Genomic DNA, 25,351 nt, shown 5'->3' with positions numbered 1-25,351 from the left:
ATGGCGCAGACCGCGGCGTCCGTGGCCGTTACGGCCGATGAGCTGCTCCGGATGCCCGACGACGGGCTCCGGCGCGAGCTCGTGCGCGGGGAGCTGCGGGAGATGACGCCGGCCGGGTACCGGCACGGGAGCGTGGCGATGCGGATCGGGTCGCACCTGCACGTGCACGTCGAGGCGAACGACCTCGGCGTGGCGTTCGCGGCCGAAACGGGCTTCCGTCTCGAATCCGCCCCGGATACGGTACGCGCCCCTGATGCTGCGTTCGTTCGGAAGGAGAGGGTCGACGCGACGGATGACCCGGAGGGGTTCTGGCCCGGCGCACCCGACCTCGCGGTCGAGGTCGTGTCCCCGGGAGACTCGTTCGGCGAGGTCGAGGAGAAGGTGTTCGACTGGCTTGCGGCCGGATGCCGGATGGTCGTGGTCGTGAATCCCCGGAAGCGCACGGCGACCGTCTACCGCTCCCGCAGCGACATCGTCGTGCTCACGGAGGACGACGAGCTGGACGGGCGGGACGTGGTCTCCGGCTGGAGGCTGCCTGTCCGCGAGATCTTCGCGTAGCTCTTCAGCCGTCGTGAGCGGGCCGTCTGAATTCGAGAGACTTTATGAAGCTGCGTGTCGTTGTCCACGAGGCCGACGAGGGCGGATACTGGGCTGAGGTTCCGGGAATCCCGGGCTGCGCCACGCAGGGTGAGACGTTTGAGGAGCTTCTCTCAAACCTCTACGAAGCTGTGGAGGCGTGCCTATCCGTGGAGATCGAGGAGCCCAGCACGGAGAGTGGATCGCGAATCGTAGAGATCGCGGTGTGAAGCCGCTCTCAGGAATCTCCCTGCCTGTCCACGGCAACCGTCCACTGAAGCTCGGGCTTCAGCGCCACCTGATGAAGATCGCCGGCATCGAGGAAGAGGATCTCTGACTCGGTGCCGGTTCGTTTCTGCCCCTCGCCGACTCCCTCATGACTCCTCCCGATCTCCCGCTCGTCGCCCGCGCCAGGGAGCACGGCGGTCGCACTGCGGTCGTCGCGCCGGAGGGCACTTTCACGTACGCCGACCTCCTGGACGCCTCTGCCCGTGTGGCGTCCGCGTTGCTCGGGGGGAACGCCGACCTCGCCGAGGCGCGCGTCGCCTTCATCGCCCCGCCGGGCTGGCACTACGTCGCCGTCCAGTGGGGGATCTGGCGCGCCGGGGGGATCGCCGTCCCGCTCGCGGTCTCCCATCCGCCCGCCGAGATGCAGTACGTGATCCGCGACGCCGACGCCTCGGTCGTGGTGGCGCACCCCGAGTTCGCCGGGACGGTGCGCCCGCTGGCGGCGGAGGACGGGCGGCGGTTCCTCCTGACCACGGACGCGCTCGCCGCCGAGCCGGGGCCGCTGCCGGCACTCGAGGAGGGGCGGAGGGCGATGATGGTCTACACCAGCGGGACCACCGGGAAGCCCAAGGGCGTGGTCACCACGCACGACAACATCCGGGCGCAGGTGGTCTCGCTCATCGACGCGTGGGGCTGGACCGCCGACGACCAGATCCTTCTCGTCCTCCCCCTCCACCACGTGCACGGGATCGTGAACGTCCTCACCTGCGCGCTCTGGGCGGGGGCCACCTGCGAGATCCTCCCGGGGTTCGACGCGGACGCGGTCTGGGAGCGGATCGAGGCGGGGGAGCTGACGCTCTTCATGGCCGTGCCGACGATCTATCGGAAGCTGGTGGCGGCGTGGGAGGCGGCCGATCCGGACCGGCAGCGCAGGATGTCGGAGGGGTGCGCCCGGATGCGGCTGATGGTCTCGGGCTCGGCGGCGCTCCCGGTGCAGACGCTGGAGCGCTGGCGCGAGATCAGCGGCCACACCCTGCTGGAGCGCTACGGGATGACGGAGGTCGGGATGGCGCTCTCCAACCCGCTGCACGGGGAGCGCCGCCCGGGGTTCGTGGGGAAGCCGCTCCCCGGGGTGGAGGCGAGGCTGGTCGACGAGGACGGTGCACCGGTCGAGCCCGGCACGCCGGGGGAGATCGAGGTGCGGGGGCCTAGCGTCTTCCTGGAGTACTGGCGCCGCCCGGAGGGCACGGCGGAGTCCTTCCGCGACGGCTGGTTCCGGACGGGGGACGTGGCGGCCGTCGAGGACGGCTACTACCGCATCCTGGGGCGTCGGAGCGTGGACATCCTCAAGACGGGCGGGTACAAGGTGTCCGCGCTGGAGATCGAGGAGGTCCTGCGGACGCACCCGGACGTGGTGGAGTGCGCCGTCGTGGGAGTGGAGGACCCCGACTGGGGGGACCGGATCTGCGTGGCGGTGGAGGTGCGGGATGGCGCGGCCCTCACGCTGGAGGGGCTGCAGGGGTGGGCTCGGGAGCGGCTCGCCCCGTACAAGCTCCCGCGGGACCTGCGGATCGTAGCCGCGCTACCGCGGAACGCGATGGGGAAGGTGACCAAGCCGGACGTGGCGAAGCTCTTCGCGCCCTGACCGGCGCTCCGCACCCGGCAAAGGCCCCGCGGGCGAGTTCCCTGCGGGGCCTTTTCCTTTTGTAGCTGCCGGCTCAGGCCGGGCGGGGTGCTGCTGGGCGATGCCTGCGGAAAAGCAGTCGGAGGCCGGATACGACTCTTGCGACCCCCACGTAGTCGGCCACGCGCCAGGCCGCGAGGAGGAGGAGCTGGAGCGCGATGATGCGGCCGTCGAACTGCCAGGTGGCGATCCCCGAGAGGATGAGGTTCAGGTTCAGCAGGATCGCCCCCACCGCCGCGGGCACCACCAGGAGCCCGCTGAAGAAGGCGAGCGCCACCGCGACCTCCGCCAGGGGGATCCCCACGCTGAGCCAGCGGTCGGCCCCGACGTCCAGCAGGGCCTGCGCGACGTGCCGGTAGGCGGGGAGGGGGGTCTGCGTGAAACCACCGGCAATGGCGTCCAGCATGCCATGCATCTGATTTTCGGTCAACCACCCTCCCTGAACCTTCGCCATCCCGAACTGGAGCCAGATGGAGCCCAGGTAGAGGCGCAGCGCCAGCCAGAGCGGCGAGGCGAGACGGCTGGAGAAGGGCCAGGCGAGGATGTGGCGAACCCGCCGTTCGTGTGCAAGCATCGGGTTACCTCCTGCAGTGGAAAGGAAACAACACCCACTGCAAGTGTAGCCGTCAGGCCGACGCGAAACAGCAGGGAATTCCCGGAACATTGGTCGGGAAGCTGCCGATCTTTGCCGAGGTTTCACCTGTGCGTTTCCCCGCCGTCCGGTGGGGAATTCCCCGCGCGGCTCTCCAATGGGAGCTACGCCGCAGTCCTCCCGTCCGGGAGCCCGAGGGACGGGAGCCCTGTGGGCCTCAGCCTCTGCACCACCCCCGCCAGCGCGAGCGCCCCCTCCTCGCCCCGCGGTCTTCCCACCACCTGCAGCCCCACCGGGAGGCCGTCCGCGTCCAGCCCTGCCGGAACCGACGCCACCGGGAGGCCCGTCATGCTCAGCACGAACGTCGGGGCGATCCAGTCCACGTACGTCTCCATCTCCCGGCCGCCGACGGTGCGCGGGAAGTTCTCGACCACGGGGAAGGGCGGGACCGCCATCGTGGGCGTGAGCAGGTGGTCGAAGCGGCGGAAGAGCGCGTGGAACTCTTCCCGGATCCGCCGACGCGCCTGCTCGGCGGCGCCCAGCTCCTCCACGGTGGTGCTCAGCCCGGCGCGTAGGTTGTTGGCGACGTTGGTCCCGAAGCGGTCCAGCTTGTCCAGGTGCGGGTGGAGCATGGAGACGAACCACAGCCCCCGGAGCGCCAGGAACGCCCTGCGCGCATAGGCCAGGTCCAGGTCGACCACCTCCACGGTTGCGCCCGCCGACTCCAGCGCCAGCACCGCCTCCCGGCAGACCCGCTCCACGTCCGCGTCGATCCCGATCCCCGCGATGTCCGGGCAGTAGGCGACGCGCAGCCCCTGCGGGTCCGCCTCCCGCACGGCCGCGACGAAGTCGCGCCCCGCCACCGGCTGCGCGAGCGGCGACAGGTCGCTCGGACCGGCGATGGCCTGCAGGGCGAGCGCCACGTCCTCGGCGGTGCGCCCCATGGGCCCGGTGACCTGCATCGTGTCCCAGAGGTAGTCGCTGGGGACGGTGGGGACCAGGCCGACGGAGGGGCGGATCCCCACGACCCCGCAGAAGGAGGCGGGGATGCGGAGCGACCCCCCCAGGTCCGTCCCCTCGGCCAGCGCGATCATCCCGGACGCCAGCCCGCACGCGCCGCCCCCGGTGGAGCCGCCCGCGCTCCGCTCCGGGTCCCACGGGTTGCGGGTGCGGCCGAAGACCTCGTTGAAGGTGTTCCCCCCCGCCGCGAACTCCGGGCAGTTGGTCTTCCCCAGCACGACGGCGCCCGCCTCGCGGAGCCGCCGGACCACCAGCGCGTCCTCCGGCGGGACGTGGTCGGCGAAAAGCGGCGAGCCGAACGTGCAGCGCAGCCCCCCCACCTGGGTCACGTCCTTGATCCCCACGGGGAGCCCCGCCAGGATCCCGACGTCCTCGCCCCGCGCGAGCCGCCGCTCCAGCGCGCGCGCCTCGTCGTGCGCCCGCGGGTCGAGCGTGACGACGGCGTTGAGCGTCGGGTTCAGGCGCTCCACACGCTCCAGGCACGCGTCCAGCACCTCCACGGGCGACAGCTCCCGGGCGCGGACCCGCCGGGCCAGCTCGTGGGCGGGGAGAAGGGCGACCGACTCGTCGTGCGGCGCCGTCATGCCGGGTCGGGGAACCGGCCCGCGTGCTCGCGGATCCATTCCGACGCCGCCTCCGCGCGGCTCAGCTCCCTTCCCTCCGTTTCGCGGACCTCCCGCCGGTACCGCTCGATGGAGCACACCTGCTCCACCATGCGCGCCCGGAACGCGTCGCTCGCGTCCAGGAACTGCACGCCCACGCAGTAGTGGTCCGCCTCGGGCTCGCAGTGCACCACCCGCGCGCGTGCCTCGAACGGCGGCTCCACCTCGGGGATGCGGATCTCGACCGTCGTCCCGAGGACGGCGGGGTCGTCGGACACGAAGGCCAGGCCGCCGAAGCTCACGTTCACGCCGCGCCGCTCCGCGCGGGCATTCTGCCGGACCGTCCGCACCTCGATGGGGACGTCCGCGGTGTGCCGGATGAACTCGCGCTGCGGGTTGGCGCGAGCGCTCACGGGTTCGCCGGCCACTGCCCGTCGAACGCCACCACTCGCGCGAAGGCCGCCTCGCCGCCCTGGAACTTCCAGGGGAAGCAGCCGATCACCAGGCGCCGGTTCTGGATCTCCGGCGCGCTGATCTCGCCGCCCAGGTTCTCGATGTGCATGCAGTTGTGGATGAACAGCTTGTTGTGCGTGAGCTGGTAGTCCTCGTCCGGGAAGAGCTTCGCCACCGCTTCCGGCCCCCCGAACTTGGCCTCGGCCTTCGCCCGCACCCGGTCGCAGTGGCCGTGCATCCCCTTCCCCAGGAAACGGCCGATGGGGAGGTCCATGGGGTGGTCGGTGGAGACCACGTCCACGCCCCAGATGTGGATCTCCTTCTCGCGCAGCCACGGCACCATGTCCGGGTGCGCGCCGGGGTGCATGTGGATGTACTTCTCCTCGTCCGCCGCGTCGCCCCACTGCGCGTAGCGGTGCCACCCGGTGTGCAGGATGAGGATGTCACCCTTCCGCACCTCCACCCGGTCCTCGATCATCTTGGGGGTGTAGACCGCCAGCTCGTCCATCTCGTCGGTGAGGTCCACCACCACCCCGGGGCCGCACAGCCACTCCAGCGGGATCTGGTCGATGGTCATCCCGTTCGTGACGAAGTGGCGCGGCGCGTCCAGGTGCGTCCCCATGTGGTTGGAGGTCATGATGTACTGCGCGTTCACGCCGTGCTCGGCCTTGCGCTTGATGTACTTCACCTCGAACGGCGGGTAGTACGGCCAGAACGGCGCCTGCTCGTTCAGCGGCTGGGACAGGTCGTACATCTTCATCGGACCTCCGGGGTCTTGTGGTCGGGAGACGGGGAGCGGGCGCGCTCGAAGGCGCGGGGAAGCACGCGCCGGACGAGGACCTCGGCAAGGCGGCGGCGGTAGTCGGCGGAGGCGTGGATGTCCGAGGGCGGATCGATCTCGTGCCCCACGGCGTCGGCGGCGGCGCGGACGGCCTCCTCCGTGGGCTCCCCTCCGGTCAGCACCGCGGCCGCCTCCAGCGCCAGCACCGGCCCGCCGCCCACGCTCAGCAGCGCGATCCGGGCGTCGGCGCAGCGCCCGCCGTCGTCCAGCGTGACGGTCGCGGCCACCCCCGCGAGGGCGAAGTCGCCGTGCCGCCGGGCGATCTCGTCGAAGGCCCAGCCGGTCCGCGGGGCGGGGGCGGGGATCTCCACCTGGGTGAGGATCTCCTCCGGCTCCAGCGCAGTCCCGAACAGGCCGGTGAAGAACTCCTCCGCGCGGACCGTGCGGCCGCCGCCGGGGCCGTGCAGACGGAAGCGGGCGTCCAGCGCCAGCATCACCGCCGGGACCTCCGCCGCCGGGTCGGCGTGGGCGATGCTCCCCCCGAGGGTGCCCCGGTTGCGGATCTGCGGGTGCGCGACCCAGGGGAGCGTCTCGGCGAGGAGCGGAGCGCCGCGGGCCACCATCTCGCTCCGCTCCGCGGCCCGCTGGCGCGCCATCGCCCCGATCCGGACGAGACCGTCGGCCTCGCGGACGTAGTCGAGCTCGCCCACGCCGCCCAGGTCGACGAGCACCGCGGGCTGCGCGAGGCGGAAGTTCATCGCGGGGATCAGGCTCTGGCCGCCCGCCAGGAGCTTCGCGTCGTATCCGTGCCGCACGAGGAGCTCCAGCGCCTCCTCGACGGTCCCGGGGCGGTGGTACTCGAACGGAGCGGGCTTCATGCGGGATCTCCGCCCGGACGCGGGGCCGGCTCCGCCGCCGAAGGCGCCTCGCCCGGCGGCTCCGCGACCCCGGGCTCCAGGGCCGGGGCGCCCGCCAGGCGCGCCCGCAGCTCCTTGCTGAGGGCGTCCAGTCCCAGCTTCGTCATCATCTTCGCCACCTGGTCGATCAGGCGCTGGCCGATCCCGGCCACCTTGCCGCCCACCTGCAGGTCGGCGCGGTAGCGCATGACGGTGGACCCGTCCTCCACCTCCAGCAGCGCCACCGACGCCGCGCCGCGGGTGAAGCCGACGGGGCCGCTGCTGTCCACCTGCATCACGTAGCTCTCCGGGGGGACCCGGTCCTGCAGCGCGACCGAGAGCTTCCACTCCGCGGCCGTGACCGGGCCCACGCCCACGCGGATGGAGCCCTCGTAGGCGCCGTCTCCGACCAGGACCAGCTTCGCCGCGCCGGGCATGGCCTTCGACAGCACGTCCGGGTCCTGCAGGAGCTGGTACACGATCTCGCGCGGCCCGTCGAAGACGTATTCTCCCTCTACGATCATCCGGCGGCCTCCTGGAGGTGGGGGGACGTGGCGCGGGCCGCCTCCAGCAGCGTAAAGAGCTGGTTGGGGCTGAGGGGGATCTCGCGGATCTCCAGGCGGTACTCCGGGAGGGCGTCCTCCACCGCCTGGGCGAAGGCGGCGCCCGCGGGGATCGCCCCGGCCTCGCCCACGCCCTTGAGCCCGAGCGGGTTCATGGGGGCGGGCGTCTCCATGTGCGCCACCTCCACCCGGGGGACGTCCATCGCCGTGGGGAGGAGGTAGTCCATGAAGGAGGCGTTGAGGAGCTGTCCGCTCTCGTCGTAGACCAGCTTCTCGTAGAAGGCGTTGCCGATGCCGTGGGCCACGCCCCCCTGCACCTGCCCGTCCACCAGCACCGGGTTGATCAGGCGCCCGCAGTCGTGCACCACCACGTAGCGGAGGACCTTCACCATCGCGGTCTCGGGGTCCACCTCCACCACCACGGCGTGCACACCGCTGGCGGTGCTCCCGTGGTCGGGCCCGAAGTAGGCCGTGGCCTCCAGCCCCGGCTCGGTCCCCGGCTTCACCGCCCCCCGCAGAGGGTTGGCATGGCGCGCCAGCTCGCCCAGCGTCAGGGTGCGCTCCGGGACGCCGCGGACGCCCACCGCTCCACCCGCCACCTCGATCTGCTCCTCGTCGGCGCCGAAGAGGCGGGCGGCCATGGCGACCACCTTGCCGCGCACCGCCACCGCGGCGGCGTGGCAGGCGCTCCCCGCCACCACCGCCCCCCGGCTGGCAAAGGTGCCGGTCCCCCAGCCGAACTCGCGGGTGTCGCCGGTGACGACGTGCACCCGCTCCACCTCCACGTCCAGCGCCTCGGCGACGATCTGCGCGAACGCGGTGTAGTGCCCCTGGCCCTGCGTCCCCAGCCCGGTCGCGACGCGCACCCGCCCGCTCGGGTCCACGGTGACGCGGGCGCCCTCGTACGGCCCGATCCCCGTCCCCTCGATGTACGAGACGATCCCCACCCCCACGTGGCGGCCCTCCGCCCGGAGCCGGCGCTGCTCCTCCCTGAACTCGTCGTAGCCGATCATCCGGGCGGCGGTCTCCAGCGCCGGGAGGTAGTTGCCGCTGTCGTAGTAGAGCGGCGCGAAGTCCTGGTAGAGGATGTCGAAGTTGTGCGGGAAGAGGTCCGCGCCCAGGTAGTTGCGACGGCGGATCTCCACCGGGTCGATCCCCAGCTCGCGGGCCGCGATGTCCAGGAGCCGCTCCATGACGAACACGCCGTGCTGCCGCCCCGCGCCCCGCACCGGGGTCACGATGGTCTTGTTGGTGAAGACCGCCCGGAACTCGCTGTAGTAGCTGGGGACGTCGTACGGCCCCAGGAGGGTGCACTGGCTGTTGATGGGGATGGTGAGGCCGTACGGGTCGTACGCCCCGGCGTCGTGGAGGAAGTGGTCGCGGATCCCGAGGATCTTCCCGTCGCGCGTCAGCGCGATCTCCGCCTCGTGGACCTGCCCTCGCTCCTGGCTGGTGGCGAAGAAGTTCTCGTGGCGGTCCTCCGTCCACTTCACCGGCCGCCCGAGCCGCATCGCCGCCCACGGGACGAGCACCTCCTCCGGGTAGAACATCATGATCTTGGGCCCGAAGCCGCCCCCCACGAAGGGCGCGACCACCCGCACCTGCGACTCCAGCAGCCCCAGCATGCGGGCGAGGCCGTTGCGGATGGGGATCGGCGCCTGCGTGGTGTCCCAGACGGTGAGGTCCTGCGCCTGCGGGTCCCAGCGCGCCGCGACGGCGCGGTTCTCCAGGGCGGCGCCCGCGCCGCGGTCGTAGTGGAAGCGGCGGGAGATCACCACGTCCGCCCCTTCGCGCGCCCGCTCGTAGTCGCCGTGCCGCTGCGCCACGAACGCCGCCATGTTGGTCCCGAAGCGCTCGTGGACGAGCGGCGCGTCCGGCGCGAGCGCGGCCTCCAGGTCCACCACCGCGTCCAGCGGCTCGTAGTCGACGAACACGTCGGCGGCGGCGTCCTCGGCCAGGTACCGGCTTTCCGCCACCACCATGGCGACGGGCTCCCCCACGTGGCGGACCTTGTCCCGGGCGAGGGGCACCTGGGTGGCCTCGTGGAAGACCAGCCCCTCCACCGGCGGCGGGGGGACGAGGAGCGGGCCCGGCTGCCAGTAGTCGCCCAGGTCCTCCGCCGTAAAGACCGCCGCCACCCCCGGGCGCGCGAGCGCGGCCGATGCGTCGATGCCGCGGATGAGGGCGTGGGCGTGGTCGCTCCGCACGAAGGCCACGTGCAGCAGGTCGGGGAGCCGCACGTCGTCCACGAACATCGCGTGCCCGGTGAGGAGCCGACGGTCCTCGTTCCGGAGGACCCGCTCGCCGACGTACCTTCGCGTCATGGCGCGCTCCCGGTCGCGGGTTCCGGCGTGGCCGCCATCCTCCCGGAGGCGAGCAGGACGGCCTCCACGATGTTCTGGTAGCCCGTGCACCGGCACAGGTTGCCGGAGATCGCCTCCCGCACCTCCTGCTCGGTGGGGCCGGGGTTGTCGCGCAGGAAGGGGACCAGCGTCATCAGGAATCCCGGCGTGCAGAAGCCGCACTGCAGCCCGTGCGCGTCGCGGAAGGCCTCCTGGAGCGGGTGGAGCGGACCTTCGGGGCCGGCCGGAGCCAGCCCCTCCACCGTCCCCAGCTCGCCCCCGTCCGCCTGTACGGCGAACATGAGGCACGACCGCACCGCCTCGCCGTCCAGGGTCACCGTGCAGGCGCCGCACACGCCGTGCTCGCACCCGACGTGGGTCCCGGTGAGGCCGATCTCGTGGCGGAGGAAGTCGCTGAGGAGGAGCCGGGGCTCCACGGCGCGCTCGTACGGCACGCCGTTTACGCGGACGGAGATGTCGACGGGGAGGGTCACGTACGCCACGCTCCGTGGGAGGGGCAGCGAAACGCCCGCGCGGTGCTGCGCGGGCGAGGGGTGTGGAAACTAGAGTAGTACGCGCGCTGCGGCGGGGCAAGAAATCTCGTGTCGGGAGAATTCCGCCCGTCGTCCTCCACCGTCCGGCTCGGCTCTCCTGGGCTTGCCCGTCGGTCCGCGCCGGGCGACGTTTGGGGCCGACCGGAGCCTTCGACCGCGACCCGAGAGACCCGTGAAAGCCATCATCTTCGACGCCGGGAACACCCTGGTCTGGCTGGACCACCCCTTCCTCGTGGAGCTCCTGCGCGACCAGGGGGTGGAGGCCACAGAGGAGGAGATCGCCGCCGCCGAGTACGGGGCCAAGCGGGTGCTGGACGAGATGGTCCGCAGCGGGGAGGCGGGCAACGACGAGAGCCGCGGCCGGGTCTTCTTCCGCGAGATCTTCCGGCAGGTGGGCCTCGCCGACGAGCACTTCGCCCCGGTGGCGAAGCGGCTCTACGCCCGCCACGCGGAGCGCAACCTGTGGAGCAACGTCCGGGAGCGCACCGCCGAGACGCTGGAGGAGCTCCGCCGCCGCGGCTACCGCCTGGGCGTCATCTCCAACGCCGACGGCCGGGTGGAGGCGCTGCTGGAGAGCGTGGGGCTCCGCCCGCACTTCGACTTCGTGATCGACTCCGCGCGGGTGGGCATCGAGAAGCCGGACCCGCGCATCTTCCGGATGGGGCTGGAGCGGCTGGGCGTGGCGCCGGAGGACGCGGTGTACGTGGGCGACATCTACGAGATCGACGTGGTGGGCGCCCGCGGTGCGGGGATGGCGGCCGTGCTGGTGGACCCGCTCGGCCGGTGGACCGACCTGGACTGCGACCGGATCGCGGCCATCCACGAGCTGCCGCAGTGGCTGGACCGGACGGCGTGAGCGAGGGTGGCGACCCGCGCTGGTGGGACGGGTACTTCGACCGCGAGTTCGTCCGCATCTACCGGGACTTCCTCACCCCCGAGCGCACCGTGCGCGAGGTGGAGGGGATCCTGGAGATGCTCGACCTGCCGGAAGGTGCCCGGGTGCTCGACCTCGCCTGCGGGTGGGGGCGGCACTCCATCGAGCTGGCGCGCGCCGGGTTCCGGGTCACCGGGGTGGACTTCTCCGAGACGCTCCTGAAGCGGGCGCGGAAGCGCGCCGCGGCGGCCGACGTGGAGGTGGAGTGGGTCCGCGGCGACATGCGGGAGGTCGGGCGGGAAGGGGAGTTCGACGCGGTGCTCTCGCTGTACTCCTCGCTCGGCTACTTCCTCTCGGACGAGGAGGACCTGCGCGTGCTCCGCGGCGCCCGGAACGCGCTCCGACCCGGCGGCCTCTTCCTCCTGGAGACCATGCACCGGGACCACGTCGTCGGCGACTTCGCCGACCGCGACTGGTGGGAGACCGCGGACGGCGCCACGGTGTGGGTGGAGCGCGAGTTCGACGCGGTGGAGGGCGTCAGCCGCGAGTGGCTCCGCTGGCGCAAGGGCGAGGACGCGGGGGAGAAGTTCCACGCGCTGCGAATCCGCAGCGCGACCGAGTGGGACGCGCTGCTGCGCGCGGCGGGCCTGCAGCCGCTGGAGTGGCACGGCGACTGGGAGCTTGCGCCGTTCCTCCACACCTCGGAGACGCTGATCGTGGTGGCCCGGCGGCCCGATTGACCCCTGGTCCGTTGCTTGCCGCTCCCCAGGAGCCCACGTATGTTGTACCGCTTCCCGCGGGGAGCGGGAAGGTGCCGGATCGATTCAAACTCGACCCCCAGAGCGATGCCTGAACGGAAGATCCGCGTCCTGGTCGGAAAGCCGGGGCTGGACGGCCACGACCGCGGCGCCAAGGTGATTGCCGCCGCCCTGCGCGACGCGGGGATGGAGGTGATCTACACCGGGCTCCACCAGACCCCGGAGATGATCGTCAGCGCCGCGATCCAGGAGGACGTGGACGTGGTCGCCATGTCCATCCTCTCCGGCGCGCACATGACGCTCTTCCCGCGCGTGAAGGAGCTGCTGGACGCGGAGGGCGCCGACCACATCCTCCTCACCGGCGGCGGGATCATCCCCGAGGAGGACATGGAGGCGCTCCGGACGCAGGGGATCGGGCGCCTTTTCGGCCCCGGGACCCCCACCTCCGCCGCGGTGGAGTACATCCGCTCCTGGTTCGCGGAGAACGGCCGCGACCGCGAGCTGGCCCCGTCGTGAGCACCGTTGTGGAGGGGGCCCCCGGCGCGGCGCGCGATACGGGGCGGCTGGCGACGCTCACCCGGGAGCTCCAGGCGCTCGAGGCCAAGCTGCGCGAGGGAGGCGGCCCCAAGCGGATCGCCAAGCAGCACGCGGACGGCAAGCTGACCGCGCGCGAGCGGATCGGGCTCCTCCTGGACCCCCGCACCCGCTTCCAGGAGGTGGGGCTCCTGGTCGCCCACGACCGGTACGAGGGGCAGGCCCCGGGCGCGGGGGTGGTGACCGGCTTCGGCACGGTGGCGGGGCGCGAGGTGGTGGTCGTCGCCAACGACGCCACGGTCAAGGCGGGGTCCTGGTGGCCGGAGACCATCACCAAGATGCTCCGGGCGCAGGAGATCGCCATGCGCTGCCGCGTCCCCATCATCTACCTGGTGGACTCGGCGGGGGTGAACCTCCCGTACCAGGGCGGCGTCTTCCCGGGGCAGTACGGCGCGTCGCGCATCTTCTACTACAACTCCATCATGCGGCGCTACCTCAAGGTGCCGCAGATCGCCGCGGTGATGGGCCCGTGCATCGCCGGGGGTGCGTACCTCCCGGCGCTCTCGGACGTGATCCTCATGGTGGAGGGGACCTCCTTCATGGGGCTCGGCGGCCCCAACCTGGTGAAGGGGGCCACGGGGCAGACCACGGATTCGGAGACGCTCGGCGGCGCCTACACGCACAACGCGATTTCCGGCGTGGCCCACTACCGCGTGCGCGACGACCGGGCCTGCATCGGCAAGATCCGCGAGCTGGTGAAGGAGCTTCCGCGCCAGGGAACCTCGCTCCCCCTCCGCGAGCCGGAGCCGCCGGCGCGCCCGGAGCGCGACCTGCACGAGGTGCTCCCGGAGGACCACCGCCAGCCCTACGAGATGCGCGAGGTGCTGCGCTGCATCCTGGACGGCGGCGAGCTGGACGAGTTCCAGGCGGACTACGCGCCGGAGATGATCTGCGGGCACGCCCGCATCGCGGGGATCCCGGTGGGGATCATCGCCAACGCGCGCGGGATGCTCAAGGACCCGCACGGCGGTCGCCCCAAGTTCGGCGGGATCGTATACGCCGACAGCGCGGAGAAGGTGGCGTACTTCATCGAGACGCTGAACCGGCACGGCACCCCCATCCTCTTCCTGCAGGACGTCTCCGGCTTCATGGTGGGGACGGACGCGGAGCACAGCGGGATCATCCGCTCCGGGGCGCACTTCGTGGAGGCCATGGCGACCGCCACGGTGCCCAAGCTGGTGCTGACGCTCAACCACGCCTCTGGGGCGGGGTACTACGCCATGGCGGGGCAGGGCTTCGACCCGGACTTCATCTTCACCTGGCCCACCGGCCGGATGGGGGTGATGGAGGGCGACTCGGCAGTGATGGCGCTCTTCAGCACGCAGCTGGAAGAGCTGAAGAAGGAAGGGAAGCAGCCCGACGCCGAGCTGCAGGCCAAGATCGACGCCGTCCGCGCCGACTACGACCGCCAGCTCGACGCACGGCACGCCGCGGCGCGCGGCTTCGTGGACGCGGTGATCCACCCGGAGGAGACCCGGGCGGCGCTGGGGCTGGCGCTGCGCACGTCCATCAACAACCCGGGGCCGCACCTGGGGGCTTTCGTGCTTCCGCCGCACCTGACGTGAGGAGGTCGGTATGGCCGTCCAGTTCGCCGAGCACTACCGGTTCACCGCTGACGAGTACACCCGCATGGCGGCGGAAGGGATCATCCCACCGGGCGCACGGGTCGAGCTGATCGAGGGGGAGATCATCGAGATGAGCCCCATCGGCAGCCGGCACAACGCTTTCGTCGACCGTGTGACCCGCGTACTCGTCGGAAAGCTGGGTGACGAAGCCATCGTGCGCGTGCAGGGCTCGATTCAGCTCGGCGACCGGGTGGTGCCCCAACCGGACTTCGCGGTCCTCCGTCCACGCGACGACTTCTACGTGGATGCGCTGCCTGGTCCGGCCGACGTGCTGCTCCTGGTGGAGGTCGCCGACAGCTCCCTCGCGTACGACCGCAGCGAGAAGTCCCGGCTGTACGCCCGCTATGGGATTCCCGAGTACTGGCTGCTCGACTTGGTCCAGAACACCGTCCTCGTACACACCGACCCCGGTCCGTCGACGTACCAGCACGTGGAGATCCGGAACCGCGGCGAGACCTGGAATTCACGCTCACTGCCCGGCCTCCGGGTGACCGGCGAAGAGATCCTCGGATAAATGGCCAAAGACAAGATCCGCATCGCCTCCGGGCAGGGCTTCTGGGGCGACCAGCTGGACGCCCCCAAGCAGCAGGTCGAGGGCGGCCCGATCGACTACCTGATGCTCGACTACCTGGCCGAGGTCACGATGTCGATCATGCAGAAGCAGCGCTCGCGCAACCCGCAGGCTGGGTACGCGCGCGACTTCGTCCCGCTGATGGGGGAGATCCTCCCGGCCGTGGTGGAGCGCGGGATCCGCGTGATCGCCAACGCGGGCGGGGTGAACCCGCCGGGGTGCCGCGACGCCGTGGTGGAGGAGGCGCGGAAGGCCGGGCTGGAGGGGCGCGCCCGCATCGGGATGATCACGGGGGACGACATCCTGGACCGCCTCCCCGACCTGCTGGAGCGCGGGGTGGAGCTTCGCAACATGGAGACGGGGGAGCCGCTCTCCACCGTGCTGGACCGGGTGCAGAGCGCTAACGCCTACATCGGCGCGCGGCCCATCGTGGAGGCGCTGCGGCAGGACGCGCATGTGGTCATCACCGGGCGCTCCACCGACACGGCGCTCACCTACGCCCCCATGATCCACGAGTTCGGGTGGTCGTGGGAGGACCACGACCGCATGGCCGCCGGCGTGGTCGCGGGGCACATCAACGAGTGCGGCGCCCAGGCCTCCGGCGGCAACTGCCTGGTGGACTGGCGCAACGTCCGTGACCTGGCCCGCATCGGCTACCCCATCATCGAGGCGTACCCGGACGGCTCGTTCGTGGTCACCAAGCACGAGGGGACCGGCGGCTGCGTGACGCTCCCCGGCGTGAAGGAGCAGCTCCTGTACGAGATGGGGAACCCCAGGAGCTACATCACCCCGGACGTGGTGGCGGACTTCACCACCATCCGGCTGGAGCGTGAGGCGGACGACCGGGTGCGCGTCTACGGCGTGCACGGGGAGCACGCCACTGACCTCCTCAAGGTCAGCATCGCCTACTCGGACGGGTACAAGGCGGTGGGGACGCTGGTGTACGCCTGGCCGGACGCCGTGGAGAAGGCGCAGACCGCCGACCGTGTGCTGCGGGAGCGGCTGGACCGCCTGGGGCTGGAGTTCGACGAGGTGCTGACGGAGTTCGTCGGCTGGAACGCCACCCACGGGCCACTCGCCGGACCCGTCCCCACCGACCTCCCGGAGGTGACGGTGCGCTGGGGCGTGCGCGGGAAGGACCGGGCCGCCGTGGAGCGCTTCACCAAGGAGATCGCGCCGCTGGTGCTCGCCGGCCCCCCGTCGGTCACCGGCTTCGCGGGAGGCCGCCCGGCGGTGCAGGAGATCATGGCGTACTGGCCCGCGCTGATCCCCAAGAGCGAGATCGAGCCGCACCTCCAGGTCGAGGTCGTCACGGCCTGAACCGCGGTGCGACGTGCGAAGTGCGTGAGTGCGAAAGTTGCGCGCTCACGCACTTCGCGCTTTGTGTCCGGGGGCACCGTCGCACCTCGCGCTCACGCATTCACGCACTTTCGTCCATGCGGATCACCTTTCTCGGCACCGCCGCGGCGCGGCCCACCGTCGGGCGCAACGTTTCCTCCCTCGTGGTGCAGCGCGAGGGGGACCTGATGATGTTCGACTGCGGCGAGGGGACCCAGCGGCAGATGATGCGCTACGGGACCGGCTTCGCGCTGCGCGAGATCTTCTTCTCACACCTGCACGCGGACCACTTCCTGGGCGTGATCGGGCTGCTGCGCACCATGGGGCTCCAGGCGCGCGAGGAGCCCATCGACCTATGGACGCCGCGCGGCACCGAGGCGACGCTGAAGGAAGCGGTGGAGCTGGGGGTGGAGCGGGTCCCGTTCGACGTGCGCATCAACGGGCTGGAGCCCGGGGAGGCGGTGGAGCGGGGAGCGTACGCGGTCGTCCCGTTCCGCACGCACCACGGCGGGCGAAGCCTGGGCTACGCGGTGGCGGAGCACGACCGGCTGGGACGCTTCGACGCCGGCAGGGCGCGCGAGATGGGGATCCCCGAGGGTCCGCTCTGGGGGAAGCTCCACCACGGGGAAGCAGTGGAGGTGGACGGGCGCGTCTTCCGCGCGGAGGACGTGGTGGGGCCGCCCCGCCCCGGGCGCCGCGTGGTCTACACCGGCGACACCCGCCCCTGCGCGGCCACCCGCGAGGCGGCGGCCGGGGCGGACCTGCTCATCCACGAAGCCACCTTCGCGCAGGACGAGGCGGACCGCGCACAGGCCACGGGGCACTCCACCGCCCGCGACGCAGCCGAGGTGGCCGCCGGGGCGGGGGTCCTGCGGCTCGCGCTCACCCACTTCTCCCCGCGCTACGCCGACGACCCGCGGCTCCTGGAGCGCGAGGCGCGCGCCGTGTTCCCGGAGGCCATGGCCGCCCACGACGGGCTGACGCTCGAGATCCCGTACCGCGACGGCTGAGGCGCCGTTTCTGACAGCGCGCGCTGTCGGACTGGCGTGACCGGCTCCCCCTTCCTGTCCTTTCGGCGGGCTCCGTCCGGCACGTCGCGTGCAGCGACTCCGCGCCCGTGAGCGCCCCTTGACAGTGTCCGGGCGGCGCCCCAATTTGCCACCTTGTTGGCACTCACTGCACGAGAGTGCTAACAGGCTCTACCAACCCATCCAACGACCGGAGGATCCTGATCTATGGCCACCGCGACAGACGTGAAGGTCAAGCCGCTCTCGGACCGTGTCGTCGTCAAGGCGACGGAAGAGGCCGAGCAGATGCGGGGCGGGCTGTACATCCCCGACACCGCCAAGGAGAAGCCGCAGCAGGGCGAGGTGATCGCCGTCGGCCCCGGCAAGGTGAGCGACGACGGGAAGCGGATCGACCCCGAGGTCAAGGTCGGCGACAAGGTGCTCTACGGGAAGTACAGCGGCACCGAGGTGACCATCGACGGGGAGCAGTACCTCATCCTCCGCGAGTCGGACGTGCTCGCCATCGTCGGCTGAGCGCGCGCCCATACATCGCCGGACAGGCCCAACCCACTCACCAGGAGTTCTGAAGATATGGCAGCCAAGGAGCTTACGTTCAGCGTAGAGGCTCGTACCGCGCTGAAGAAGGGCGTCGACAAGCTGGCCGAGGCGGTCAAGGTCACCCTCGGGCCCAAGGGCCGCAACGTGGTGATCGACCGCAAGTTCGGCTCGCCGCTCATCACCAAGGACGGCGTCACCGTCGCCAAGGAGGTCGAGCTCGAGGACGCGATCGAGAACATGGGCGCGCAGATGGTGAAGGAGGTCGCCACCAAGACCTCCGACCTGGCCGGTGACGGCACCACCACCGCGACCGTGCTCGCCCAGGCGATCTTCCGCGAGGGCCTCAAGAACGTCACCGCCGGCGCCAACCCGATGTCGCTGAAGCGCGGCATCGACAAGGCGGTCGAGAAGGTGATCGGCGAGCTGAAGGGGATGTCGGTGGAGACCGCCGGCAAGAAGGAGATCGCGCAGGTCGGGACCATCTCCGCCAACAGCGACGAGGAGATCGGCAACCTGATCGCCGACGCGATGGAGAAGGTCGGCAAGGACGGCGTCATCACCGTCGAGGAGGCCAAGGGCCTCGAGACGACGCTGGAGACCGTGGACGGGATGCAGTTCGACCGCGGCTACCTGTCGCCGTACTTCATCACCGACCCGGACCGCATGGAGACGGTCCTCGAGGACGCCCTGATCCTCATCCACGACAAGAAGATCTCCTCCATGAAGGACCTCCTCCCGGTCCTGGAGAAGGTCGCGCAGATGGGCCGTCCGCTCCTCATCATCTCCGAGGACGTCGAGGGCGAGGCGCTCGCCACGCTCGTGGTGAACAAGCTGCGCGGCACCCTGAAGATCGCCGCCGTGAAGGCGCCGGGCTTCGGTGACCGCCGCAAGGCCATGCTGCAGGACATCGCCGTCCTGACCGGCGGGCAGGTGATCTCGGAGGAGGTCGGGTTCAAGCTGGAGAACGCCGTCCTCAGCGACCTTGGCCGCGCCAAGCGGATCGTGATCGACAAGGACAACACCACGATCGTCGACGGCGCGGGCGAGAACGAGGCGATCCAGGGCCGGATCAAGGAGATCCGCGCCGCGATCGACAAGAGCACCTCGGACTACGACCGCGAGAAGCTGCAGGAGCGGCTCGCGAAGCTGGCCGGCGGCGTGGCGGTGATCAACGTCGGCGCCGCGACCGAGACCGAGATGAAGGAGAAGAAGGCCCGCGTCGAGGACGCGCTGCACGCGACCCGCGCGGCGGTCGAGGAGGGGATCGTCCCCGGCGGCGGCGTGGCGCTCCTGCGCGCGCAGACCGCGCTCAAGGACTTCCGCATCGAGGACTCGGACGAGAACATCGGCGTCCGCATCGTGGAGCGGGCCCTGGAGGAGCCGATCCGCCAGATCGCGCAGAACGCGGGCGTCGAGGGCTCCATCGTGGTGGCCCGCGTCCGGGAGAACGAGAGCCTGAGCTTCGGCTACAATGCCCGGACCGACGAGTACGAGGACCTGGTGCAGTCCGGCGTCATCGACCCGACCAAGGTGACCCGCACCGCGCTGCAGAACGCGGCGTCCATCGCCGGCCTCCTGCTCACCACGGAGACCGTGGTGGTGGAGAAGCCGGAGCCGAAGTCGGCGGGTGCCGGCGCCGGCGGCGGGATGCCCGGCGGCATGGGCGACATGTACTGAGCCGCGAGGCCCGGTACGGGGCGGCGGCGCGAGCCGCCGCCCTCGCCAGACGGCCCCGCTCCCTCCATGCGAGGGGGCGGGGCCGTTGCTCGTGGGCGTGTCAGGTCCAGAGAGTCGGCACGCCGTACGGCGCAAAGAGCCGGTCGTGCGTCACCAGCGTCAGCCCTTCGGTGAGCGCCTGCTGAAGTACCCACCGCCCGCAGGGGATGTCCCCTGCGGGCGGTGCTGCGCTCCTGGCTGTGGGGCCCTGAAGCGACTCGGTCCAGCCGTGATCAGCAGAGATAAGCCCCGCACGTTGGCTCTACCCAGACGGAGTGCTCGGCGGACGTGGCGCTGGCGCCGCCTGAGGTCACGATGACCCGGAGCGTGAAGGAATAGCTGGCCGTGAGGGTGTACGACTTCGTGGTTGCTCCATTGTACCACGTGCTGCTGCCCTCCGGCTGCTCCTGCCACTGGTAGGTGTACGTCCCGTCGCCTCCGGACGGATTAGCGGTCCAGGTGTGGGATTCGCCCTCGTACACGAGGAAGGGACCGGTGATGGTTACTGCGAGTCCGCCGGACGAGACGCTCACCAGGTGCGTGTCGGAGGCGGTCTGGCCAGCCGAGGTGACCGTCACCCGGAGCTCGAAGGCCGCATCGGACGTGGCGACGCTGCGGGAGTACGAGCTGCCCGTGCCGACCGCCGACCACGTGCCGTTCTGCACCCGGTACTCCCAGTTGTAGGTGTACGAGCCATTCCCACCGGAGGCGTTCGCCTGCCAGGTGTAGGTGCCCGTGGACGTGATCGAAGTGGGTCCGGTGATGTCCGCGCTCACCGGAGGTGCGGACACCAGCGAGTAGAGCAGCCGGTTCGGCGAGTACGAGCCGGCGCTCGTCACCTTCCCCGTGGTCGCGTTGTTGATGATCACGCTCGCGACCGTCGCCGGGGTGGCGGAAGGATCGCTCTGCAGGTACAGCGCGGCCACGCCGGCCACGTGCGGCGACGCCATGGAGGTGCCGTCGATGGTGTGGATCTGCGTGTCGCTCCCGTACCAGGCGGAGGTGATGCTGGAGCCCGGAGCGAAGAGGTCCAGGCAGCTCCCGTAGTTGGAGTACGAGGCCCGCGCGTCGGAAGACGTGGTCGCGCCGACGGTGAGCGCCGCCCCCACGCGCGCCGGGGAGTAGTTGCAGGCGTTCGCGTTGCTGTTCCCCGCCGCGATGGCGTACGTCACCCCCGCGTTGATCGAGTTCTGGACCGCCTGGTCCACGGAGCTGTTCGCCCCGCCGCCCAGGCTCATGTTGGCCACGGCCGGCTTCACGTGGTTCGCGGTGACCCAGTCAATCCCGGCGATCACGCCGCTCCAGGTGCCGGAGCCGGCGCAGTCCAGGACGCGCACGGAGACGAGCGTCGCCCCCTTGGCCACGCCGTACGTCGCGCCGCCCGCAGTGCCCGCCACGTGGGTGCCGTGCCCGTTGCAGTCACTGCCGCTGCCGCCGAACGCATCGTAGCCGAACACGCCGCGGTCGGTGCCGAACGGCCCGTCGAACTCGTTGTGCGAGTAGCGGATCCCGGTGTCGAGGACGTAGACCCTCACCCCCGCCCCCGTCGCGTTGTACGTGTAGGTCCCGTTGAGCGGGAGGCTGCGCTGGTCGATCCGGTCCAGCCCCCAGGTGGCGTTGCTCTGCGTGGCCCCGAGCGTCACCACCCCGTCCTGCTCGACGTAGGCGACGTTCGGGTTGCGGGTCAGCGCGTTCAGCTGCCCCGCGTTCAGCGTCCCGGCGAAGCCGTTCAGCGCCGCCGAGTACACGTACCTGGGCTCCACCCCGGCGACGGCCGCCACCGAGCGCGGGTCGGTTCCCTCCTTCAGCACCACGATGTACGAGCCTTCGATCCCGCCGTTCGCGGCGGCCAGCACCGGCGCCGCTGCAGGAGCAGGTGGGGCGACCGGCGTCTCCTGGTCCGAGCAGGCGGCCAACGCCGCCAGGACCGCTAGGGTGAGCACTCTGATGGTCCGCATTGGCTGTCCTCCACACGAGGGATGATGGTTCGCGCGAGCGCATCGCGCGGGGCGACCGGCCGGCTTATGCCGGCCGGGGACACGAATCTGGCGTCGCAGTTTTTGTCTTTTTAGGCACGCATGCGACATGCGACATTATGTGGTGGTCAGGGCCGGGAACGCAAGAGAGATGATGGGGGCGGGTAGTTGATACACGGGCGGCCACGGGCTATCCTACGTGATGCACCCTGAACCATCGGACCGACCATGCGCGCCAGCGACCGCTTCGCGACCACCCAGACCATGACCACGGGGCTCCCCAGGGGAGGCCGGGTCCGGGTGCGTCCGCGCTGAATGGCAGCGCCGGCACCGAGCGACAAGGCCTCCCACGGGAGGCTTTTTTGTTTGCCCGTATCCGCCGGGGGCTTGTCGTGCGCGGCGGAAGGGCCGAAGTTGCTGGCTCTCCCGACCGGATGCCCCGGTCGGGTGTACCAGACGCCTGGACCTCCGATGGACGATCGACGCGATCCCGCACGCTCGCTGTGGCCCTGGGCCGTGTTCGCCGTGCTGCTCTGCGCGGGGATCGTCCTCTTCTTTCTATACGTGCCGCGCTGACGCAGCCGCTGCGCTCCGCGCTTCCGACGACCGGACAACGACCATGACGACGACGGCTGAACACAGAGACCAGGTCCGCGTGACGCTCCCCGACGGCTCCGTGCGCGAGGTCCCTGCCGGAACGACGGTGCTCGACTTCGCGAAGTCGATCGGCTCCGGGCTCGCGAAGGCGGCGCTCGCCGGAAAGGTGGACGGCAGGATCGTGGACCTCACCAGCCCGCTGGAAAGCAACGCCGAGGTGGAGATCATCACCGAGCGGAGCGCCGAGGCGCTGGAGGTGCTCCGCCATTCCGCGGCGCACATCCTGGCGACGGCCGTCCGCCAGGTGCGTCCGGAGGCGAAGATCGGCTTCGGGCCGGCGATCGAGGACGGCTTCTACTATGACTTCGAGGTAGACCGTCCCTTCACGCCCGACGAGCTCGAGCGGATCGAGGCGGAGATGCAGGAGGTGATCAAGGGGAACGCCCCCTTCGAGCGCCGCGTGGTCTCCGTGGAGGAGGCGCGCGAGCTGTTCGCCGACGACCCGCTCAAGCTGGAGCGCCTGGAGGAGTTCTCGGGCGACGAGACGATCACGGTCTACCGCAACGGCCCGTTCCTGGACCTCTGCCGCGGTCCGCACCTCCCCGGCACGGGGCGGCTCAGGCACTTCAGGCTCCTGAACTCGGCGGGCGCCTACTGGCGCGGCGACGAGAGCCGCCAGATGCTGCAGCGCATCTACGGCACGGCGTGGTTCTCCAAGGAGGACCTGGAGCAGTACCTCCACCGGCTGGAGGAGGCCCGCAAGCGCGACCACCGCGTGCTGGGGAAGCAGCTGGACCTGTTCTCCATCCAGGACGTGGTGGGGCCGGGGCTCGTCTTCTGGCACCCCAAGGGCGCAAAGGTGAAGTGGCTCCTCTCCCGCGCGGTCGAGGACGACAACCTCGCCAACGGGTACGAGCTGGTGTACACGCCGAACATCACGCGCGAGGAGCTGTTCCGCATCTCCGGACACCTGCCGCTCTACGCCGAGAATCAGTTCCCCCCGATGGCGGGGAGCGCGGGCGAGTCCGAGGACGTGCAGTACCGCGTGAAGCCGATGAACTGCCCGATGCACGCACTGGTCTTCAAGAGCCAGGCGCGCAGCTACCGGGACCTCCCCATCCGGCTTTCCGAGGTGGCGAACGTCTACCGCAACGAGCGCTCGGGGACGCTCCACGGGCTGCTGCGGGTACGCGGCCTTTCCATGGACGACGCCCACATCTTCTGCGCGATGGAGCAGGTGGAGGACGAGATCTTCCTCTGCCTGGACCAGGTGGACCGGCTGGTGCGGCAGACCTTCGGCTTCGAGCTGGACTTCGAGATCTCCACCCGCCCCCCGGAGCGGCTGGGGAGCGACGACGTCTGGGACCAGGCGGAGGCGATGCTCACGCGCGCGCTGGAGCGGAAGGAGATCCCGTTCCGGGTGGACGAGGGGGGCGGCGCGTTCTACGGCCCCAAGATCGACATCAAGTTCCGGGACGCCATCGGCCGTCTCTGGCAGGGCCCGACCATCCAGCTCGACTTCAACCTCCCCGAGCGGTTCGAGCTGGAGTACACCGGGGCGGACAACCGGCCGCACCGGCCCGTGATGATCCACCGCGCCATCTTCGGGACGCTGGAGCGCTTCACGGGGAACCTGATCGAGCACTTCGCCGGGGCCTTCCCGGTGTGGCTCGCGCCCGTGCAGGTGGTGGTGATCCCCATCTCCGACGAGCAGGCGGAGAGCGCCCGGGAGATGGGCGCGCAGCTCCGCGCCCGGGGGATCCGCGCCCACGTGGACGACCGCAACGAGACGCTGAACTACCGGATCCGCGAGGCCGAGACGCAGAAGGTGCCGTACATGGCGGTGATCGGCGGGCGCGAGGCCGAGGCCGGCACCGCCGCCGTCCGAATCCGCGGCGCGGGACGGAAGCAGACGGTGCTCGACCGCGCGGCGTTCGCGGAGCAGGTGCTGGAGCGGATCCGCACCCGCGCGCTGGAGACGGCACTGGACGAGGAGATCCGGTAGACCCGGGTTGACAGCACCGCGGGCCGGGAATAGATTAGCGGACCAATTTGGGGAAAGTGGGGGCCGGCGGGCCCCCCACCCTTCGGCTCGCCCCCGGGCGATGCTGCCGGGTCCGCATGGCGCCCCGCCTCCCTCCCGGGAGGCGGCCTGGCCGCGCATGAACGGACCTGAGGCATTCAGGTCCGTTTTTCGTTTCCACCTCTTCGGAGAGCAAGGCCATCAACGAGAAGACGCGCGTCAATCGCCAGATCCGCATCAGCCCCGTTCGTGTGATCAGCCCCGACGGCGAACAGCTGGGAATCCTCCCCATCGAGCGCGCGCTCGAGATCGCGGAGGAGCAGGGTCTGGACCTGGTGGAGGTGGCGCCCCTCGCCCGTCCACCGGTGTGCCGCATCATGGACTACGGCAAGTTCAAGTACGAGGAGCAGCGGAAGGCGCGCGAGGCGCGCAAGAAGCAGCACCACGTGCAGCTCAAGGAAGTGAAGATGCGGCCCGGGATCGAGGATCACGACTTCGACTTCAAGACGCGGCACGCGCGGCGCTTCCTCGAAGAGGGGAACAAGGTCAAGCTGACCATGATGTTCCGCGGCCGCCAGATGGCCCACCCCGAGCTGGGGCGGCAGGTTCTGGACAAGGTTTCGGGGATGCTGGCCGACATCTCCAAGGTAGAGTCGCACCCACAGATGGAAGGGCGGAGCATGACGATGGTGCTCTCCCCTCTCGTCAAGAGCTGATCGCCGCCGGTCCGCGAGGACGGCGTACCGAAAGGAAGAAGTACCATGCCGAAGATGAAGACCCACCGTGGCGCGGCGAAGCGCTTCAAGAAGACCGCCAGCGGCAAGCTGAAGCGCGGGCACTCGATGAAGCGCCACATCCTGACCAAGAAGTCTCCGAAGCGGAAGCGCAACCTGCGCGACTCCGCGCTGGTGTCGAAGGGGGACGAGAAGCGGATGACCCGTCTGCTCTCCGCCTGAGCGGAAGCCGGCCGTACGTCACCGATTCCATCACCTTTTCGCACGTTTTTCGGAGGAGTAGACCATGCCCCGCGTTAAGACCAACGTCGCGCGCCTGCGCCGCAAGAACCAGATCCTCAAGGAGGCGAAGGGGTTCTTCGGCCGCCGCAAGAACCTGTACAAGACCGCCAAGGAGGCCGTCGAGCGCGCCTGGCGGTACTCGTACCGCGACCGCAAGAACCGCAAGCGCGAGTTCCGCAAGCTGTGGATCGTCCGCATCAACGCGGCCGCCCGGCAGAACGACCTCTCGTACTCCCGCTTCATGAACGGGCTCAAGCTCGCCGGGATCGAGATCGACCGGAAGAACCTCGCGGACCTCGCCGTGCGCGACCCGAACGCCTTCGAGCAGCTTGCCACCGCCGCCAAGGCGAAGCTGGGCTGAGCGCAGGACGGTTCGTTCGGCACCAGGCGGGGGGGGGGGGGGGGGG

At 70.6% G+C, this 25,351-nt stretch carries 25 protein-coding genes; 16 read left to right on the top strand and 9 right to left on the bottom strand.

The annotated features are described in order from the left end of the window. From VGR37_05500 to VGR37_05490, 3 genes are all read left to right on the top strand, one after another. Entirely contained in the window at positions 1-558 is a 558-nt protein-coding gene (locus VGR37_05500) for a Uma2 family endonuclease (protein HEV2146851.1), read from the top strand. Between the two features lie 44 nt (positions 559-602). After that, complete coding sequence (locus tag VGR37_05495) at positions 603-806, top strand: type II toxin-antitoxin system HicB family antitoxin (protein HEV2146850.1); 204 nt, start codon at positions 603-605, stop codon at positions 804-806. A gap of 146 nt (positions 807-952) precedes the next feature. Next, positions 953-2,449 carry an acyl-CoA synthetase gene (locus VGR37_05490; GenBank protein ID HEV2146849.1) on the top strand — a complete coding sequence of 499 codons (1,497 nt, stop codon included), beginning with the start codon at positions 953-955 and terminating at the stop codon, positions 2,447-2,449. Between the two features lie 73 nt (positions 2,450-2,522). Here the strand turns inward: VGR37_05490 and VGR37_05485 are convergent, their stop codons facing one another. The 8 genes from VGR37_05485 to VGR37_05450 form a co-directional block, all read right to left on the bottom strand. Continuing rightward, positions 2,523-3,062 carry a hypothetical protein gene (locus VGR37_05485; GenBank protein ID HEV2146848.1) on the bottom strand — a complete coding sequence of 180 codons (540 nt, stop codon included), beginning with the start codon at positions 3,060-3,062 and terminating at the stop codon, positions 2,523-2,525. Positions 3,063-3,244: 182 nt separating this feature from the next. Continuing rightward, the gene (locus VGR37_05480; protein ID HEV2146847.1) at positions 3,245-4,684 is read right to left on the bottom strand and encodes an amidase family protein; all 1,440 of its coding nucleotides are present in this window, start codon (positions 4,682-4,684) and stop codon (positions 3,245-3,247) included. Beyond that, complete coding sequence (locus tag VGR37_05475; GenBank protein ID HEV2146846.1) at positions 4,681-5,115, bottom strand: PilZ domain-containing protein; 435 nt, start codon at positions 5,113-5,115, stop codon at positions 4,681-4,683. Before VGR37_05475 ends, VGR37_05480 begins: the two co-directional genes overlap by 4 nt. Beyond that, positions 5,112-5,915 carry a cyclase family protein gene (locus tag VGR37_05470; protein ID HEV2146845.1) on the bottom strand — a complete coding sequence of 268 codons (804 nt, stop codon included), beginning with the start codon at positions 5,913-5,915 and terminating at the stop codon, positions 5,112-5,114. Before VGR37_05470 ends, VGR37_05475 begins: the two co-directional genes overlap by 4 nt. After that, positions 5,912-6,814 (bottom strand): xanthine dehydrogenase family protein subunit M, encoded by a 903-nt coding sequence (locus tag VGR37_05465; GenBank protein ID HEV2146844.1) that lies wholly within the window; start codon positions 6,812-6,814, stop codon positions 5,912-5,914. The genes VGR37_05470 and VGR37_05465 overlap by 4 nt, the downstream gene beginning before the upstream one ends. Next, complete coding sequence (locus VGR37_05460) at positions 6,811-7,356, bottom strand: carbon monoxide dehydrogenase subunit G (GenBank protein HEV2146843.1); 546 nt, start codon at positions 7,354-7,356, stop codon at positions 6,811-6,813. The genes VGR37_05465 and VGR37_05460 overlap by 4 nt, the downstream gene beginning before the upstream one ends. Continuing rightward, positions 7,353-9,719 carry a xanthine dehydrogenase family protein molybdopterin-binding subunit gene (locus VGR37_05455; GenBank protein ID HEV2146842.1) on the bottom strand — a complete coding sequence of 789 codons (2,367 nt, stop codon included), beginning with the start codon at positions 9,717-9,719 and terminating at the stop codon, positions 7,353-7,355. The genes VGR37_05460 and VGR37_05455 overlap by 4 nt, the downstream gene beginning before the upstream one ends. Then, entirely contained in the window at positions 9,716-10,240 is a 525-nt protein-coding gene (locus VGR37_05450) for a (2Fe-2S)-binding protein (protein ID HEV2146841.1), read from the bottom strand. Before VGR37_05450 ends, VGR37_05455 begins: the two co-directional genes overlap by 4 nt. A 223-nt stretch (positions 10,241-10,463) precedes the next feature. Here VGR37_05450 and VGR37_05445 point away from each other — a divergent pair, with 223 nt between their 5' ends. From VGR37_05445 to groL, 9 genes are all read left to right on the top strand, one after another. Then, positions 10,464-11,147, top strand: coding sequence for an HAD-IA family hydrolase (locus VGR37_05445; protein HEV2146840.1), 684 nt, complete (start codon positions 10,464-10,466; stop codon positions 11,145-11,147). Next, positions 11,126-11,905 carry a methyltransferase domain-containing protein gene (locus tag VGR37_05440; protein ID HEV2146839.1) on the top strand — a complete coding sequence of 260 codons (780 nt, stop codon included), beginning with the start codon at positions 11,126-11,128 and terminating at the stop codon, positions 11,903-11,905. Before VGR37_05445 ends, VGR37_05440 begins: the two co-directional genes overlap by 22 nt. Positions 11,906-12,010: 105 nt before the next feature. Next, complete coding sequence (locus VGR37_05435; protein HEV2146838.1) at positions 12,011-12,439, top strand: cobalamin B12-binding domain-containing protein; 429 nt, start codon at positions 12,011-12,013, stop codon at positions 12,437-12,439. Then, positions 12,436-14,082, top strand: coding sequence for an acyl-CoA carboxylase subunit beta (locus tag VGR37_05430; protein ID HEV2146837.1), 1,647 nt, complete (start codon positions 12,436-12,438; stop codon positions 14,080-14,082). Before VGR37_05435 ends, VGR37_05430 begins: the two co-directional genes overlap by 4 nt. A 10-nt stretch (positions 14,083-14,092) precedes the next feature. Then, the gene (locus VGR37_05425; protein HEV2146836.1) at positions 14,093-14,656 is read left to right on the top strand and encodes a Uma2 family endonuclease; all 564 of its coding nucleotides are present in this window, start codon (positions 14,093-14,095) and stop codon (positions 14,654-14,656) included. Continuing rightward, complete coding sequence (locus VGR37_05420; GenBank protein ID HEV2146835.1) at positions 14,657-16,033, top strand: acyclic terpene utilization AtuA family protein; 1,377 nt, start codon at positions 14,657-14,659, stop codon at positions 16,031-16,033. It abuts the gene before it with no gap. A gap of 116 nt (positions 16,034-16,149) precedes the next feature. Continuing rightward, positions 16,150-17,061, top strand: a complete 912-nt coding sequence (gene rnz / locus VGR37_05415; GenBank protein ID HEV2146834.1) for a ribonuclease Z — start codon at positions 16,150-16,152, stop codon at positions 17,059-17,061. 225 nt (positions 17,062-17,286) lie between these two features. Then, positions 17,287-17,592: a co-chaperone GroES gene (groES, locus tag VGR37_05410; protein HEV2146833.1), complete on the top strand. Its 306-nt coding sequence runs from the start codon at positions 17,287-17,289 to the stop codon at positions 17,590-17,592. 57 nt (positions 17,593-17,649) lie between these two features. Then, a complete protein-coding gene (gene groL, locus VGR37_05405; protein HEV2146832.1) occupies positions 17,650-19,293 on the top strand; it encodes a chaperonin GroEL in 1,644 nt (547 codons plus the stop codon). A gap of 272 nt (positions 19,294-19,565) precedes the next feature. Here groL and VGR37_05400 read toward each other — a convergent pair whose 3' ends face one another. Continuing rightward, positions 19,566-21,290 (bottom strand): S8 family serine peptidase, encoded by a 1,725-nt coding sequence (locus VGR37_05400; protein ID HEV2146831.1) that lies wholly within the window; start codon positions 21,288-21,290, stop codon positions 19,566-19,568. A gap of 637 nt (positions 21,291-21,927) precedes the next feature. Here VGR37_05400 and thrS point away from each other — a divergent pair. The 4 genes from thrS to rplT all read left to right on the top strand — a co-directional run bounded on the left by thrS (position 21,928) and on the right by rplT (position 25,305). Next, entirely contained in the window at positions 21,928-23,910 is a 1,983-nt protein-coding gene (thrS, locus tag VGR37_05395) for a threonine--tRNA ligase (GenBank protein HEV2146830.1), read from the top strand. A gap of 167 nt (positions 23,911-24,077) precedes the next feature. Beyond that, complete coding sequence (gene infC, locus VGR37_05390; GenBank protein ID HEV2146829.1) at positions 24,078-24,644, top strand: translation initiation factor IF-3; 567 nt, start codon at positions 24,078-24,080, stop codon at positions 24,642-24,644. Between the two features lie 45 nt (positions 24,645-24,689). After that, the gene (gene rpmI / locus VGR37_05385; GenBank protein ID HEV2146828.1) at positions 24,690-24,884 is read left to right on the top strand and encodes a 50S ribosomal protein L35; all 195 of its coding nucleotides are present in this window, start codon (positions 24,690-24,692) and stop codon (positions 24,882-24,884) included. A gap of 64 nt (positions 24,885-24,948) precedes the next feature. Then, positions 24,949-25,305, top strand: coding sequence for a 50S ribosomal protein L20 (gene rplT, locus VGR37_05380; GenBank protein HEV2146827.1), 357 nt, complete (start codon positions 24,949-24,951; stop codon positions 25,303-25,305). The last annotated feature ends 46 nt before the right edge of the window (positions 25,306-25,351 follow it).

This window comes from Longimicrobiaceae bacterium (genome assembly GCA_035936415.1).
Taxonomy (GTDB): Bacteria; Gemmatimonadota; Gemmatimonadetes; order Longimicrobiales; family Longimicrobiaceae; genus JAFAYN01.
The sequence above is the reverse complement of the archived record's forward strand: the minus strand, read 5'-3'. Positions and strand labels throughout refer to the sequence as shown.

Excerpts from the sequence above, each read along its gene's own strand:
- rpmI (HEV2146828.1), top strand. The coding sequence starts at position 24,690 with ATGCCGAAGATGAAGACCCACCGTGGCGCGGCGAAGCGCTTCAAGAAG.
- rnz (HEV2146834.1), top strand. The coding sequence starts at position 16,150 with ATGCGGATCACCTTTCTCGGCACCGCCGCGGCGCGGCCCACCGTCGGG.
- VGR37_05480 (HEV2146847.1), bottom strand. The coding sequence starts at position 4,684 with ATGACGGCGCCGCACGACGAGTCGGTCGCCCTTCTCCCCGCCCACGAG.
- groES (HEV2146833.1), top strand. The coding sequence starts at position 17,287 with ATGGCCACCGCGACAGACGTGAAGGTCAAGCCGCTCTCGGACCGTGTC.
- VGR37_05435 (HEV2146838.1), top strand. The coding sequence starts at position 12,011 with ATGCCTGAACGGAAGATCCGCGTCCTGGTCGGAAAGCCGGGGCTGGAC.
- groL (HEV2146832.1), top strand. The coding sequence starts at position 17,650 with ATGGCAGCCAAGGAGCTTACGTTCAGCGTAGAGGCTCGTACCGCGCTG.
- VGR37_05490 (HEV2146849.1), top strand. The coding sequence starts at position 953 with ATGACTCCTCCCGATCTCCCGCTCGTCGCCCGCGCCAGGGAGCACGGC.
- VGR37_05420 (HEV2146835.1), top strand. The coding sequence starts at position 14,657 with ATGGCCAAAGACAAGATCCGCATCGCCTCCGGGCAGGGCTTCTGGGGC.
- VGR37_05485 (HEV2146848.1), bottom strand. The coding sequence starts at position 3,062 with ATGCTTGCACACGAACGGCGGGTTCGCCACATCCTCGCCTGGCCCTTC.
- VGR37_05470 (HEV2146845.1), bottom strand. The coding sequence starts at position 5,915 with ATGAAGATGTACGACCTGTCCCAGCCGCTGAACGAGCAGGCGCCGTTC.
- rplT (HEV2146827.1), top strand. The coding sequence starts at position 24,949 with ATGCCCCGCGTTAAGACCAACGTCGCGCGCCTGCGCCGCAAGAACCAG.
- VGR37_05465 (HEV2146844.1), bottom strand. The coding sequence starts at position 6,814 with ATGAAGCCCGCTCCGTTCGAGTACCACCGCCCCGGGACCGTCGAGGAG.
- VGR37_05460 (HEV2146843.1), bottom strand. The coding sequence starts at position 7,356 with ATGATCGTAGAGGGAGAATACGTCTTCGACGGGCCGCGCGAGATCGTG.
- VGR37_05455 (HEV2146842.1), bottom strand. The coding sequence starts at position 9,719 with ATGACGCGAAGGTACGTCGGCGAGCGGGTCCTCCGGAACGAGGACCGT.
- thrS (HEV2146830.1), top strand. The coding sequence starts at position 21,928 with ATGACGACGACGGCTGAACACAGAGACCAGGTCCGCGTGACGCTCCCC.
- VGR37_05495 (HEV2146850.1), top strand. The coding sequence starts at position 603 with ATGAAGCTGCGTGTCGTTGTCCACGAGGCCGACGAGGGCGGATACTGG.
- VGR37_05500 (HEV2146851.1), top strand. The coding sequence starts at position 1 with ATGGCGCAGACCGCGGCGTCCGTGGCCGTTACGGCCGATGAGCTGCTC.
- VGR37_05400 (HEV2146831.1), bottom strand. The coding sequence starts at position 21,290 with ATGCGGACCATCAGAGTGCTCACCCTAGCGGTCCTGGCGGCGTTGGCC.
- VGR37_05425 (HEV2146836.1), top strand. The coding sequence starts at position 14,093 with ATGGCCGTCCAGTTCGCCGAGCACTACCGGTTCACCGCTGACGAGTAC.